Origin of the sequence: Enterobacter sp. 301B (assembly GCF_003850715.1) — a bacterium.
Classification (GTDB): Bacteria; Pseudomonadota; Gammaproteobacteria; order Enterobacterales; family Enterobacteriaceae; genus Enterobacter; species Enterobacter intestinihominis.
Window position 1 is genome coordinate 40,554 of sequence record NZ_PQTC01000013.1, and the last position, 13,276, is coordinate 53,829.

General features: G+C 54.2%; 11 protein-coding genes. 10 read left to right on the forward strand and 1 reads right to left on the reverse strand.

The genetic code is table 11. The features are described from left to right. Positions 1-28 precede the first annotated feature (28 nt). The 7 genes from C3451_RS15210 (at position 29) to C3451_RS15240 (ending at position 7,962) form a co-directional block, all read left to right on the forward strand. Entirely contained in the window at positions 29-1,081 is a 1,053-nt protein-coding gene (locus C3451_RS15210; RefSeq protein ID WP_015570403.1) for a zinc-binding alcohol dehydrogenase, read from the forward strand. A gap of 17 nt (positions 1,082-1,098) precedes the next feature. Beyond that, entirely contained in the window at positions 1,099-1,887 is a 789-nt protein-coding gene (locus C3451_RS15215; RefSeq protein WP_045621577.1) for a sugar phosphate isomerase/epimerase, read from the forward strand. 11 nt (positions 1,888-1,898) lie between these two features. Next, positions 1,899-2,957, forward strand: a complete 1,059-nt coding sequence (locus tag C3451_RS15220; RefSeq protein ID WP_088581801.1) for a Gfo/Idh/MocA family oxidoreductase — start codon at positions 1,899-1,901, stop codon at positions 2,955-2,957. Beyond that, positions 2,951-5,230 (forward strand): glycoside hydrolase family 65 protein, encoded by a 2,280-nt coding sequence (locus C3451_RS15225; protein WP_045621579.1) that lies wholly within the window; start codon positions 2,951-2,953, stop codon positions 5,228-5,230. Before C3451_RS15220 ends, C3451_RS15225 begins: the two co-directional genes overlap by 7 nt. Further along, positions 5,220-5,885 (forward strand): beta-phosphoglucomutase, encoded by a 666-nt coding sequence (gene pgmB, locus C3451_RS15230; protein ID WP_045621580.1) that lies wholly within the window; start codon positions 5,220-5,222, stop codon positions 5,883-5,885. The genes C3451_RS15225 and pgmB overlap by 11 nt, the downstream gene beginning before the upstream one ends. A gap of 13 nt (positions 5,886-5,898) precedes the next feature. Further along, complete coding sequence (locus tag C3451_RS15235) at positions 5,899-6,981, forward strand: ABC transporter ATP-binding protein (RefSeq protein WP_045621581.1); 1,083 nt, start codon at positions 5,899-5,901, stop codon at positions 6,979-6,981. Between the two features lie 66 nt (positions 6,982-7,047). After that, positions 7,048-7,962: an OmpG family monomeric porin gene (locus C3451_RS15240; protein ID WP_023300241.1), complete on the forward strand. Its 915-nt coding sequence runs from the start codon at positions 7,048-7,050 to the stop codon at positions 7,960-7,962. 33 nt (positions 7,963-7,995) lie between these two features. Here the strand turns inward: C3451_RS15240 and C3451_RS15245 are convergent, their stop codons facing one another. Next, positions 7,996-9,006 (reverse strand): LacI family DNA-binding transcriptional regulator, encoded by a 1,011-nt coding sequence (locus C3451_RS15245; RefSeq protein WP_022648292.1) that lies wholly within the window; start codon positions 9,004-9,006, stop codon positions 7,996-7,998. A gap of 155 nt (positions 9,007-9,161) precedes the next feature. On the opposite strand from C3451_RS15245, the gene C3451_RS15250 reads away from it, so the two are divergent. From C3451_RS15250 to tyrR, 3 genes are all read left to right on the forward strand, one after another. Next, positions 9,162-10,559, forward strand: a complete 1,398-nt coding sequence (locus C3451_RS15250) for a YcjX family protein (protein WP_045621583.1) — start codon at positions 9,162-9,164, stop codon at positions 10,557-10,559. Beyond that, the gene (locus tag C3451_RS15255; RefSeq protein ID WP_032669702.1) at positions 10,556-11,608 is read left to right on the forward strand and encodes a YcjF family protein; all 1,053 of its coding nucleotides are present in this window, start codon (positions 10,556-10,558) and stop codon (positions 11,606-11,608) included. The genes C3451_RS15250 and C3451_RS15255 overlap by 4 nt, the downstream gene beginning before the upstream one ends. A gap of 111 nt (positions 11,609-11,719) precedes the next feature. Then, positions 11,720-13,261, forward strand: coding sequence for a transcriptional regulator TyrR (gene tyrR / locus C3451_RS15260; RefSeq protein WP_045621584.1), 1,542 nt, complete (start codon positions 11,720-11,722; stop codon positions 13,259-13,261). The last annotated feature ends 15 nt before the right edge of the window (positions 13,262-13,276 follow it).

Consider the following 13,276-nt stretch of genomic DNA (forward strand, 5'->3'; position numbering starts at 1 on the left):
GGCGGCCGATTTTAACAAGGAGTGAGTCATGAAAAAATTAGTTGCGACAGCGCCTCGTGTAGCGGCGCTGGTGGAATACGAAGATCGTCCTGTTGCAGCACATGAAGTGAAAATTCGTGCCCGTTATGGCGCCCCGAAACACGGCACCGAAGTTGTGGATTTCCGCGCGGCAAGCCCGTTCATTGATGAAGAGTTTAACGCCGAGTGGCAGATGTTTACCCCACGTGAAGAGGGGGCAGCACGCGGCATCGAATTTGGTAAATTCCAGCTGGGAAACATGATCGTCGGCGACATCATCGAATGTGGTGCGGACGTAACGGAATACCAGATCGGCGACAGCGTTTGCTGCTACGGCCCATTGCAGGAAACGGTCATCGTCAACGCGGTGAACAACTATAAGCTGCGCAAAATGCCACAGGGCGCATCCTGGAAAAACGCTGTTTGTTACGATCCGGCTCAGTTTGCCATGAGCGGCGTGCGTGATGCTAACGTCCGCGTAGGGGATTTCGTTGTAGTTGTCGGGCTGGGCGCTATTGGCCAGATTGCGATTCAGCTGGCGAAAAAAGCTGGCGCGTCAGTGGTTATTGGTGTCGATCCTATTGAACATCGCTGTGAGATCGCCCGCCGTCACGGTGCAGACCACTGCCTGAACCCAATCGGTACCGATGTCGGTCTTGAAATTAAGAAACTGACCGGCAAGCAGGGCGCGGATGTGATCATCGAAACCAGCGGCTTTGCAGATGCGCTGCAATCTGCGCTGCGCGGACTCGCCTACGGCGGCACGATCTCTTACGTGGCTTTCGCCAAACCTTTTGCGGCAGGCTTCAACCTGGGCCGCGAAGCACACTTCAACAACGCGAAGATTGTCTTCTCCCGCGCATGCAGTGAACCCAACCCGGATTATCCACGCTGGAGTCGCAAGCGTATTGAAGAGACCTGCTGGGAATTGCTGATGAACGGTTATCTCAATTGTGAAGATCTGATCGACCCGGTCGTCACCTTCACCACCAGCCCGGAAAGCTACATGAAGTATGTCGATCAGCACCCGGAACTCAGTATCAAAATGGGCGTTACTTTTTAAGCTAAGGACAGCAAATCATGAAAATCGCAACACAAAACCAGGCCTTTTTTCCGACCACTATCATGGAAAAATTCAAATATATCAAAGCGATGGGATTTGATGGCTATGAAATTGATGGCCGACTGCTGGTTGAACATCTCGACGAAGTGAAAGCCGCTGTCAAAGCCACCGGTCTGCCGGTTACGACGGCGTGTGGCGGATACGATGGCTGGATCGGGGATTTCATCGAAGAACGCCGCCTGAACGGTCTCCAGCAGATTGAACGCATTCTGGAAGCGCTGGCAGAAGTGGGCGGCAAAGGGATTATTGTTCCGGCTGCCTGGGGGATGTTTACCTTCCGTCTGCCGCCAATGACTTCGCCACGTAGCCTGGATGGCGATCGCAAAGCGGTCAGCGCTTCCCTGCGCTGGCTGGATGAGGTAGCAGCGCGCACCGGTACTACCGTCTACCTGGAGCCGCTGAACCGCTATCAGGATCATATGATCAACACCCTGGCCGACGCGCGTCGTTATATCGAAGAGAACGGCCTGAAGCACGTGCAGATCATCGGTGATTTCTACCACATGAACATTGAAGAAGACTCACTGACGGAAGCGCTGCATCACAACCGCGACCTGCTGGGTCATGTGCACATTGCTGATAACCACCGCTATCAGCCGGGCAGCGGCAGCCTCGATTTCGCCAGCCTGTTCGGTCAGCTGCGTGCTGATAACTATCAGGGTTATGTGGTGTACGAGTGCCGGGTTCGTGCCGACGATCCGGCTCAAGCCTATCAGGACTCACTCAATTACCTGCGTGAATGCTAAGGATGACGAGCGTGATGAGTGCTTCTACACCTTTGCCTCTGCGCGTCGCCATCATTGGCGCCGGGCAGGTTGCAGACAAAGTGCATGCCTCGTATTACGCCACGCGCAGTGATGTTCAAATGGTGGCTGTCATGGACAGCCGCCTTGAGCAGGCACAGGCGTTCGCGGAACGTTATGCCATTCCATCGGCATGGCAGGACGCTCACGAGATGTTGCAGAAAGTAAAACCGGATGTGGTGAGCGTCTGTTCGCCTAACCGGTTCCATTTTGAACATGTGATGGCGGCTCTCGAAGCGGGTTGCCATGTGATGTGTGAAAAGCCGCCGGCAATGACGCCGGAACAGGCCGACCAGATGCGCATCGCGGCGCGCAAGGCAGGAAAAGTCCTTGCGTATGATTTTCATCATCGCTTTGCCCTGGACACCCAGCTCCTGCGCGATGCGGTAATGAACGGCACACTCGGTGAAATTTACTTCACTTCCGCGCAGGCGCTGCGTCGCTGCGGTGTGCCGGGGTGGGGCGTTTTCACCAATAAATCGCTCCAGGGTGGCGGGCCGCTTATCGATATCGGCATTCATATGCTGGATGCTGCGATGTACGTGTTGGGCTTCCCGGCTGTGAAGCGGGTAACCGCACACAGCTTCCAGAGACTGGGGAACCGGAAACACACCGGTCAGTTTGGCGAATGGGATCCTACGCAGTTTACCGTGGAAGATGCCCTGTTTGGCACGATTGAATTCTGCAACGGCGGCGTTCTGCGTCTGGACACCTCCTTTGCGCTTAACATCCGCGAGCAGTCCATCATGAACGTCTCTTTCTGCGGTGATAAGGCAGGCGCAACGCTGTTCCCGGCGCATATCTATAACGACGAAGCCGGTGTTTTAGAAACCCTTATCCATCGTGAAGAGGCGGACGATCAGCGCCATCTGCGCAGTATGGATGCCTTCGTGCGTCATGTGCTGGGAGAGCACGTTATGATCGCTGACGCAGAACAGGGTCTGGTTATACAACAGCTTGTTGCCGCGCTTTATGAATCAGCAGAAACAGGGGAAAGCGTGACATTATGCTGAACGTGTCTGTATTAAACGATCCGGGCTTTTGTCCTCACAGCCTGAACAAATATGCCTCTGTCATGTCATGCGGGAATGGATACATGGGCATTCGCGCTACGCATGAAGAAGATTACACCCAGCAGACCAGAGGCATGTATCTCGCGGGGCTTTATCATTGCGCGGGTCGCAACGAGACTACTGAGCTGGTCAATCTGCCGGATATCACCGGTATTGATGTTGAGCTTGATGGCGTCAATTTCACGCTCCTGTCAGGCGAAATTCTTGAATGGCAGCGCGAGCTGGCCTTTGCTAACGGCGAACTGCATCGCAACGTTGTCTGGCGTGCACCCGACGGGAAACGTTATCGGCTGGAGAGCCGTCGTTTTGTTTCGCTGGACCAGTTGCCCTTAGTGGCAATGCAGTTCTCGATCACACCGCTTGATGGCGACGCTCAGGCCGTGCTGAAAACCGGCATAGATGCGACACAAACGAACAGCGGCAGACAGCATCTGGATGAAATCTCGGTCAGGATCTTTGACCAGCACTACATGCAGGGCGTGTATGAAACGCAGGACCGTGCATCTGAGGTTGTGGTTTCGGCGTTTTGCCAGCTCTCTACGAAGAGCGACAGCTGTTTCACCGCCAAAAACCGCCGTCTCAGCGTGCATCATTCGCTGACGATTGCTCGAGGTGACACTGTCACGCTTGAGAAGATCGTCTGGGTGGCTCATCGTAGCGAGAAAGCGCTGTCGCAGGAGTCATTCGCGCGCAACGCGCTGGCCGATCTTAAAGTCTGTGCGGCAAGAGGTTATGAGGCGTTGCTTGAAAGCTCAGCGTATGCCTGGAAAGATGTCTGGCGCGACGCACGTGTGGAAGTGACTTCCACAGAGCAACAGGATCAGCTGGCGCTGGATTACGCCGTCTGGCATCTGACGACAATGACGCCTGCTCATGATGAGCGAAGCAGTATTGCGGCGAAAGGGCTGACGGGTGAGGGGTACAAGGGGCACGTCTTCTGGGATACCGAAATTTTCCTGCTGCCGTTCCATCTGTTTACCCGCCCGCAGATTGCCCGCAGCCTGCTACGCTATCGTTGGCTTAATCTGGCAGGCGCACGGGAAAAAGCGCGCCGTAACGGTTGGCCGGGTGCATTGTTCCCGTGGGAAAGTGCGGCCAGCGGACAGGAAGAGACGCCAGAATTCGCGGCCATTAACATCCGCACCGGGGTTCGCCAGAAGGTGGCTTCCGCACTCGCTGAACATCACATCGTGGCTGATATCGCCTGGGCCGTGGTCGCTTACTGGCAGGCAACACACGACGATGCCTTTATGCGGAATGAGGGGCTGACGCTACTGATGGAAACCGCTTCGTTCTGGATGGGACGCGCGACGGAAATCAATGGTCGTCTTGAGATCCATGACGTGATCGGACCGGATGAATACACCGAGCATGTCAACAACAACGCCTACACCAACTATCTGGCCTGGCACAACGTTGCCTGCGCGCGTCAGTTTATGGCGATGTTTGGCCGTGAAGATGCGCGTTTTACGGAGAATGCCGGGAAGTTCCTGGCGCGCCTGTGGCTGCCAGAGGCCGACGCAGACGGTGTGATCCCGCAGGATGATACCTTCATGGCAAAACCTGCCATCGATCTGAGCCGCTATAAAGCCAAAGCGGGTAAGCAAACCATTCTGCTTGATTACTCTCGCGCGGAAGTGAACGAGATGCAGATCCTGAAGCAGGCCGATGTGGTGATGCTTAACTACCTGCTGCCGGAACGGTTTACGCCGCAGCAATGTGCCGCCAATCTGGCGTTCTACGAGCCACGTACGATTCATGATTCATCCCTGAGTAAAGCGATTCACGGCATTGTGCTCGCACGCTGCGGTGACACCGAGGGGGCGTATGCCTTCTGGCGTGACGGTATCGCCATCGACCTGGGGGACGACCCACACAGCAGTGATGACGGTATTCATGCTGCCGCCACCGGTGCGATCTGGTTGGGCGCTATTCAGGGGTTTGCTGGCCTGCACATTAGCGAAGGGGAGCTGCATCTTTCACCGAAACTGCCTGTTCACTGGCAGAAACTCGCCTTCCCGCTGCGGTGGCGGGACGCAACAATGCACATTACCTGTGAAAATGACCAGTTAACCATTGAGACTACCGCACCTGTCACGTTGACGCTGTGGGGTAAAACGCTGCACGTATCAGGGCGAAAAGTCTGCGCGCATAAGGACTTTCTTGCACCTGTTAATGGGACCGCTACCACGGAGGGGCGCCATGACGCTTAACGCTGTTGTATTCGATCTGGACGGGGTGATCACCGATACCGCGCATCTTCACTTTCTGGCCTGGCGCTCCGTGGCGGAGGAGATTGGTATTACCTTCGATGAAGTATTTAACGAACAGCTGAAGGGAATAAGCCGTATGGACTCCCTCCAGCGCATTCTGAAACATGGCGGGAAAGAGGGGATGTTTAGTGACGAGCAGCGCCTGGCGCTGGCAACGAAAAAAAACGCGCTTTACGTCCAGTCGCTGGCATCACTGACGCAGGATTCGCTGCTCCCGGGTATTCGCGACGTGCTGGCGGATATTCGCGCCGCGAAGGTCAAAATTGGGCTGGCATCCGTATCGCTTAATGCCCCTGGGATTTTGCACGCGTTGGGTATTCATCAGGCTTTCGATTTTTGCGCCGATGCTTCGCGCATTTGCCGCTCAAAGCCGGACCCGGAGATCTTCCTTGCAGCCTGTAAAGGACTGAACGTGCGTCCTGAAGAGGCCATTGGTATCGAAGATGCCGCCGCAGGGGTAGATGCGATCAACGCCGCAGGAATGCTGTCGGTCGGGATTGGGCCTGGCCTGAACCATGCGGGATTACAACTTCATTCAACGCAGGAACTGACCTGGGAACGCCTGACGGCGTTCTGGGCATCCCGGGCGTATTGATAAGGAATTAATAATGGCTCAACTGTCTCTGAAACACATTCAGAAAATCTATGATAACCAGGTCCACGTGGTTAAGGATTTCAATCTCGAGATTGAAGATAAAGAATTTATCGTCTTCGTCGGTCCATCGGGCTGTGGGAAATCCACGACGCTGCGAATGATTGCCGGCCTTGAGGAGATCAGCGCAGGTGAACTGATTATTGACGGGGTTTGTATGAATGAAGTTCCCGCCAAGTCCCGTGATATCGCAATGGTCTTCCAGAACTATGCGCTCTATCCGCATATGACGGTCTACGACAACATGGCGTTTGGCCTGAAGATGCAAAAAATAGCACCTTCTATCATCGAAGAACGTGTTAGCTGGGCGGCCCAGATCCTGGGTTTACGCGACTATCTCCAGCGTAAACCTGGCGCATTGTCAGGTGGTCAGCGTCAGCGCGTGGCGTTAGGCAGGGCGATAGTGCGTGAAGCCGGGGTTTTCCTGATGGATGAACCGCTGTCAAACCTTGATGCCAAGCTTCGTGTACAGATGCGCGCTGAAATCAGCAAGCTGCACCAGAAGCTCAACACCACCATGATTTACGTGACGCACGATCAGACGGAAGCCATGACGATGGCGACGCGTATTGTGATTTTAAAAGACGGCATCATTCAGCAGGTGGGCGCGCCGAAGCAGGTTTACAACGAGCCGGCGAATATGTTCGTTGCAGGCTTTATTGGTTCACCTGCGATGAACTTCATTCGTGGCGCGATCGACGACCGATACTTCGTGACGGAAACGCTGCGTCTGGAGATCCCGGAGGAGAAGCTGGCCGTACTGAATGCGCAAGGTTACCAGCGCAAAGCGGTCGTCTTTGGGATCCGTCCGGAAGATATTCTCACCGCACAGCGAAGCGGCGAAAACATCACGGCGAAGATCAGCGTTGCTGAGCTGACCGGGGCTGAATTTATGCTTTATGCCACCGTGGGTGGGCATGAACTGGTTGTCCGTGCGGGAGCGGCGGATGATTACGTTGCCGGAGATAATATCGGCATCCAGTTTGATATGAGTAAGTGCCATTTCTTCGATGCTGATACTGAAGCAGCTATTAGATAAGAAAGGTATTCGCCGGAAATGAAAGTTTCCGGTTTTTTTGTATGTTAATTATAAAGGAATATTTTAATGAGTACTCTACTAAGAAGTGCTGCGCTCGTTCTGTGCGCAGGGGTAAGCTGCGCGCAAGCAACAGAGTCAACCAAACAGTGGGAATTTAATATTGGTGCCATGTATGAAATTGAAAACGTCGAAGGTCAGGGCGACGATAAAGATGGATTATATGAACCTTCCGTGTGGTTTAACGCCACGTATGATGCGTGGACAATTTCACTGGCGATGTATCAGGAAGGCCCGGTTGATTACAGCAGCATGACGCGCGGCACCTATTTCGATCGTCCTGAATTTGAATTACGGTATCGCTTCATTGGCACAGAGGATTTTACGCTGGGTCTTACGGGCGGATTCCGTAATTATGGATATCATTTTAAAGATGAGCACGGTGCGAAAGACGGTAGTGCTAATATGCAGCGCTATAAAATTCAGCCTGACTGGGATGTGAAATTAACAGATGACTGGCGTTTTGGCGGTTGGTTTGCCATGTACCAGTTTGCGAATGACCTGGGAAAAACCGGTTATTCTGACAGCCGCGTCGAAACGGAAACCGGATTTACCTGGACAATAAACGAAACCGTCTCTGCAAAAGTTAACTACTATTTAGAGCGTGGCTTCAATATGGACAGTTCACGTAATAACGGTGAATTCTCCACCCAGGAGATTCGTGCCTACCTGCCTGTTTCATTAGGCCAGACAACGCTTACACCTTACACCCGTCTGGGGCTCGATCGCTGGTCAAACTGGGACTGGCAGGACGATCCAACTCGTGAAGGGCATGACTTCAATCGACTGGGTCTGCTCTATGCTTACGACTTTGCGAATGGCCTTTCAATGACGCTTGAGTATGCCTACGAATGGGAAAATCATGACGAAGGCGAGAGCGACCGCTTCCACTATGCGGGTGTCGGCGTCAATTACGCGTTCTGATGACGTTATACCAGGGGCGTTTGCCCCTGGTTTTTAGCGTAACGAAGCTGCATCTGAAAAATGTGTTTCAACCAATACCTTATGCGGCGCAGGTTTATCCGCAATGCACCTGAACAACAAATCGCAGCTCTCTTCGCCCAGCTTTTTCGTGGGGATATCAAAGCCGCCTGGTGCAGGGGTTAAAATGAGAGATAGCATCGGGTCGCTGTATCCTGCCATTGCGACCTGTTCCGGGATCGCCAGATTTAGCGCATCCGCGGCACGATAAAGACTCAGCAATTTCATGCTGTCAGTCGCAAAAACCGCATCGGGCGGGTTGTCTGAGGAGAGTAGCTGGCAGGCCGCCTGAAGCGCGCTTTCATGGGTATAGCCGCCATCGATAACCCAGGTCGGGTTAATTTCGATGCCGTGTTTCTCAAGGCTGAATTTATAACCCGCCAGGCGATCGATAGAGACGTGATAATCGAGCGGGGCATGCAGACAGGCAATTTTGGTGCGGCCATGCGTGATAAACGAGTCTGTTAATATGGCGCTGTCGCGGAAATTATCCGTGTCGACAGAATAGATATTCTGGTAATTTCCTTCCACTTTACCAATGACGACCACGGGCACACCGTATTCATCCAGCGTCGAGAAAAACGACTCGTTCGCCGGCGAGCTTAGCATGATGATGCCTTTGATCATCTTCTGCTTTATTTTACCCACGCATTTTTGCAGATCATCTTCACTGCTTTTGGATGTTTGTAAAATAACATCAAAACCTTCTTCTTCTGCTTTTGCCGTAATGGCATGCAGTACATCTGAGAAAAAGGGATTTCCTGCAGTGGTCTTGGTTGAGCGGGTCGAAATAACCATAATGGCGTCGAAGCCAGAAGAGGTGAGTGCGCGGGCAAGTTTATTAGGTTGGTAATTTAACTCATCTATCGCCTTCAACACCTTTTCACGCGCTTCAGGAGAAATATTCGTTTGTTTATTCAGAACGCGTGACACGGTTGATTTCGAAACGCCAGCAACGCGGGCAATATCATAGATGGTGGGTGACATACACCTTACTCACTCCAGACGGACAGCAATTGCGTCCATCTTACTGGAGAGAAAACGGCAATAGCAATAATTAAGAATTGATAATCAACGATCTGCCCCAATTTACTGTATTCTGAAGTGACTTTGTTCAGGGTTCCAGACAATGAAGGACGGCGATGAAGCGACTTAAAAACGAATTCAATTCTCTGGTGAACCGTGGCGTTGATCGCCATCTGCGTCTTGCCGTTACCGGGCTGAGCCGCAGCGGTAAGACGGCATTCATTACGGCGATGGTCAATCAGCTGTTGAACCTGCATGCTGGGGCGCGCCTGCCACTGCTTAGCGCGGTGCGCGAGGAGCGATTGTTAGGCGTAAAACGCGTACCGCAACGTGATTTTGGCATCCCCCGTTTCACCTATGATGAAGGTCTGGCACAGTTATACGGGGAGCCTCCCGCCTGGCCCACCCCGACGCGTGGCGTGAGCGAAATTCGCCTTGCGCTTCGTTTTCGCTCGAATGAATCCCTGATGCGTCACTTTAAAGAAACGTCCACGCTGTATCTCGAAATTGTGGATTATCCGGGAGAATGGCTGCTCGATTTACCGATGCTGGCGCAGGATTACCTGAGCTGGTCCCGACAGATGACCGGTCTGTTGCAGGGGCAGCGGGCAGAGTGGTCGACCAAATGGCGCCAGCTTTGCGAAGGGCTGGATCCGCTGGCGCCGGCGGATGAAAACCGTCTGGCCGTCATAGCCCAGGCCTGGACGGATTACCTGCATCAGTGCAAGCAGGAAGGGCTGCATTTTATTCAGCCTGGCCGTTTTGTTCTGCCGGGAGATCTAGCCGGTGCTCCCGCGCTACAGTTTTTCCCGTGGCCGGACGTTGACCGCATCGGCGAATCGAAGCTGGCACAGGCAGACAAGACCACTAACGCCGGTATGCTCCGCGAGCGATACAATTATTACTGTGAGAAGGTGGTTAAGGGTTTTTATAAAAATCATTTTTTACGCTTTGACCGCCAGATCGTGCTGGTGGACTGCCTGCAACCCCTCAACAGCGGGCCGCAGGCGTTCAATGATATGCGGCTGGCGCTGACGCAGCTGATGCAAAGTTTTCATTATGGCCAGCGTACGCTGTTTCGCCGTTTATTCTCGCCGGTCATCGACAAGCTGCTGTTTGCCGCCACAAAAGCTGATCATGTGACGGTCGATCAGCACGCCAACATGGTATCCCTGCTGCAACAGCTGGTGCAGGATGCCTGGCAGAACGCGGCGTTCGAAGGGATTAGTATGGATTGTCTGGGTCTGGCGTCCGTACAGGCTACGCAGAGTGGGTTGATTGATGTGAATGGCGAGAAAATTCCGGCCCTGCGGGGCAACCGACTCAGCGACGGTGAGCCGCTCACGGTCTATCCGGGCGAAGTTCCCCCGCGTTTGCCGGGCCAGGCTTTCTGGCAAAGACAGGGTTTTCAGTTCGAAGACTTCCGTCCGCAGAGCATGAACGTTGACCAGCCATTGCCGCATATCCGTCTGGATGCCGCGCTGGAGTTTTTAATTGGAGATAAATTGCGATGACGGAACCGTTAAAACCCCGCATTGATTTTACCGGCCAGCTTGAGCAGTCCCCGCATGAGGCGTTTAAAACGGCGCAAACCTTCAGCGGGCCGCAGGCCGACAACTTTGCTCCCGTGCTGGCAGACGAACCGATGGTTGAAGAGGGGCAGGCGGAAGCGGTTGTTGATGCGGCACTGCGCCCGAAACGCAGCCTGTGGCGCAAGATGGTGACCGCCGGGTTAGCCCTTTTTGGTGTGAGCGTAATCGGTCAGGGCGTGCAGTGGGGCGTCAATGCCTGGCAAACGCAGGACTGGGTGGCGCTGGGGGGATGCGCCGCCGGGGCGTTGATTGTTGGTGCGGGCGTTGGCTCAGTCGTCACCGAGTGGCGTCGCCTCTGGCGTTTGCGTCAGCGTGCCCACGAACGCGATGAAGCGCGGGATCTGCTGCACAGTCACGGCACAGGAAAAGGGCGTGCTTTTTGTGAAAAGCTTGCGGCTCAGGCCGGGATTGATCACTCTCACCCGGCGCTTCAGCGCTGGTATGCGGCGATCCACGAAACCCAGAATGACCAGGAAGTGGTCACGCTCTATGCCCACATTGTTCAGCCGGTGCTGGATGCGCAGGCTCGTCGTGAGATCAGCCGCTCGGCGGCGGAATCTACCCTGATGATCGCCGTCAGTCCGCTGGCGATGGTGGACATGGCCTTTATCGCCTGGCGCAACCTGCGCCTGATCAACCGCATCGCCAGACTGTATGGCATTGAGCTTGGCTATTACAGTCGGCTGCGCCTGTTCAAACTGGTATTGCTGAATATCGCCTTCGCCGGGGCAAGCGAACTGGTGCGGGAGGTCGGGATGGACTGGATGTCGCAGGATCTTGCGGCCCGTCTCTCTGCCCGGGCGGCGCAGGGGATTGGTGCCGGTCTGCTTACGGCACGCTTAGGAATAAAAGCGATGGAGGTTTGTCGTCCACTCCCCTGGATCGATGGCGATAAGCCGCGGCTGGGGGATTTCCGTCGCGAATTGATTGGCCAGCTTAAAGAGACGCTCAATAAAAAACCTGCTCAGTGAGGTTTTGTTTACTAATCGTGCGGGCTGTCAATATTTGTTGACAGCCACCTTCCCGAATACCGTGATCTGACATATCATTTTACTGTTATTGGCTTAAACGGTGAATTTCCCATGCGTCTGGAAGTCTTTTGTGAGGACCGTCTCGGTCTGACCCGCGAGTTACTCGATCTTCTTGTTTTACGTAGCATTGATTTACGTGGCATAGAGATCGACCCTGTCGGGCGAATTTACCTCAATTTTGCCGAAATTGAATTTAATACCTTCAGTAGCCTGATGGCCGAAATCCGCCGTATCGCTGGCGTTACGGATGTACGCACCATCCCCTGGATGCCATCCGAGCGGGAACACCTTGCGCTGAGCGCACTGCTGGAAGCAATGCCGGAGCCGTTTCTCTCTCTCGATCTGAAAAACAAAGTCGAGCGCGTTAACCAGGCCAGTTGCCAGCTGTTTGCGCAGACTCAGGAAAAGCTTATCGGTCATCACGCCACGCAATTGATCCCAGGTTTTAATTTCCAGCGCTGGCTGGACAGCAACCCGCAAAATACCCATAGCGAGCACGTCGTCATCAATGGACAGAATTTCCTGATGGAGATCACGCCGGTCTACCTGAAAGGGGAAAATGCCGCGCGGGTGCTCACCGGCGCGGTAATCATGCTGCGCTCCACGGTGCGCATGGGACGCCAGTTACAGAACCTTTCCAGCCAGGACGTCGGCGCATTCAGCCAGATTATTGCGGTGAGCCCGAAGATGCGTCACGTGCTCGACCAGGCGCGCAAGCTGGCAAATCTTACGGCACCGCTGCTGATTACCGGGGATACCGGTACGGGGAAAGATCTGCTGGCGCATGCTGTGCATATGGCCAGCCCGCGTGCGGCAAAACCGTATCTGGCGCTGAACTGCGCGTCTATTCCTGAAGATGCGGTGGAAAGTGAACTGTTCGGGCATGCGCCGGAAGGCAAAAAAGGCTTCTTTGAACAGGCGAATGGCGGCTCGGTGTTGCTGGACGAGATTGGTGAAATGTCGCCACGCATGCAGGCGAAACTGCTGCGTTTTCTCAATGACGGTACGTTCCGCCGCGTGGGGGAAGATAATGAAGTGCACGTGGATGTACGCGTCATCTGCGCCACCCAGAAAAACCTGGTGGAGCTGGTGCAGAAAGGGGTATTCCGCGAAGATCTCTACTATCGTCTCAACGTTCTGACGCTCAATATTCCGCCGCTGCGCGATTGCCCGCAGGACATCATGCCGTTGACGGAACTGTTCGTCGCCCGTTTTGCCGACGAGCAGGGCGTGCCGCGTCCGAAGCTCTCTGCCGACCTGGGTACCGTGCTGACGCGTTACGGCTGGCCGGGCAATATTCGTCAGCTAAAAAATGCGGTCTATCGCGCATTAACTCAGCTTGAAGGGTATGAACTGCGTCCTCAGGATATTCTCTTGCCGGATTACGATGCCGGGACGGTCTCGGTAGGCGAAGAGGCAATGGAAGGCTCGCTGGATGACATCACCAGCCGTTTCGAGCGTTCGGTGTTAACGCAGCTTTATCGCAGCTATCCGAGCACGCGCAAGCTGGCTAAACGTCTTGGGGTGTCACATACCGCGATTGCGAATAAGCTGCGCGAGTATGGGTTAAATCAGAAGAAGGGTGACGAATAAATAAAAAAGCCTCTT

What these genes read in the sequence shown, in the direction of transcription:
- C3451_RS15250 (WP_045621583.1), top strand. Translation starts at nt 9,162, where the DNA reads ATGAAGCGACTTAAAAACGAATTCAATTCTCTGGTGAACCGTGGCGTT.
- C3451_RS15210 (WP_015570403.1), top strand. Translation starts at nt 29, where the DNA reads ATGAAAAAATTAGTTGCGACAGCGCCTCGTGTAGCGGCGCTGGTGGAA.
- C3451_RS15255 (WP_032669702.1), top strand. Translation starts at nt 10,556, where the DNA reads ATGACGGAACCGTTAAAACCCCGCATTGATTTTACCGGCCAGCTTGAG.
- C3451_RS15240 (WP_023300241.1), top strand. Translation starts at nt 7,048, where the DNA reads ATGAGTACTCTACTAAGAAGTGCTGCGCTCGTTCTGTGCGCAGGGGTA.
- C3451_RS15245 (WP_022648292.1), bottom strand. Translation starts at nt 9,006, where the DNA reads ATGTCACCCACCATCTATGATATTGCCCGCGTTGCTGGCGTTTCGAAA.
- pgmB (WP_045621580.1), top strand. Translation starts at nt 5,220, where the DNA reads ATGACGCTTAACGCTGTTGTATTCGATCTGGACGGGGTGATCACCGAT.
- C3451_RS15215 (WP_045621577.1), top strand. Translation starts at nt 1,099, where the DNA reads ATGAAAATCGCAACACAAAACCAGGCCTTTTTTCCGACCACTATCATG.
- C3451_RS15225 (WP_045621579.1), top strand. Translation starts at nt 2,951, where the DNA reads ATGCTGAACGTGTCTGTATTAAACGATCCGGGCTTTTGTCCTCACAGC.
- tyrR (WP_045621584.1), top strand. Translation starts at nt 11,720, where the DNA reads ATGCGTCTGGAAGTCTTTTGTGAGGACCGTCTCGGTCTGACCCGCGAG.
- C3451_RS15235 (WP_045621581.1), top strand. Translation starts at nt 5,899, where the DNA reads ATGGCTCAACTGTCTCTGAAACACATTCAGAAAATCTATGATAACCAG.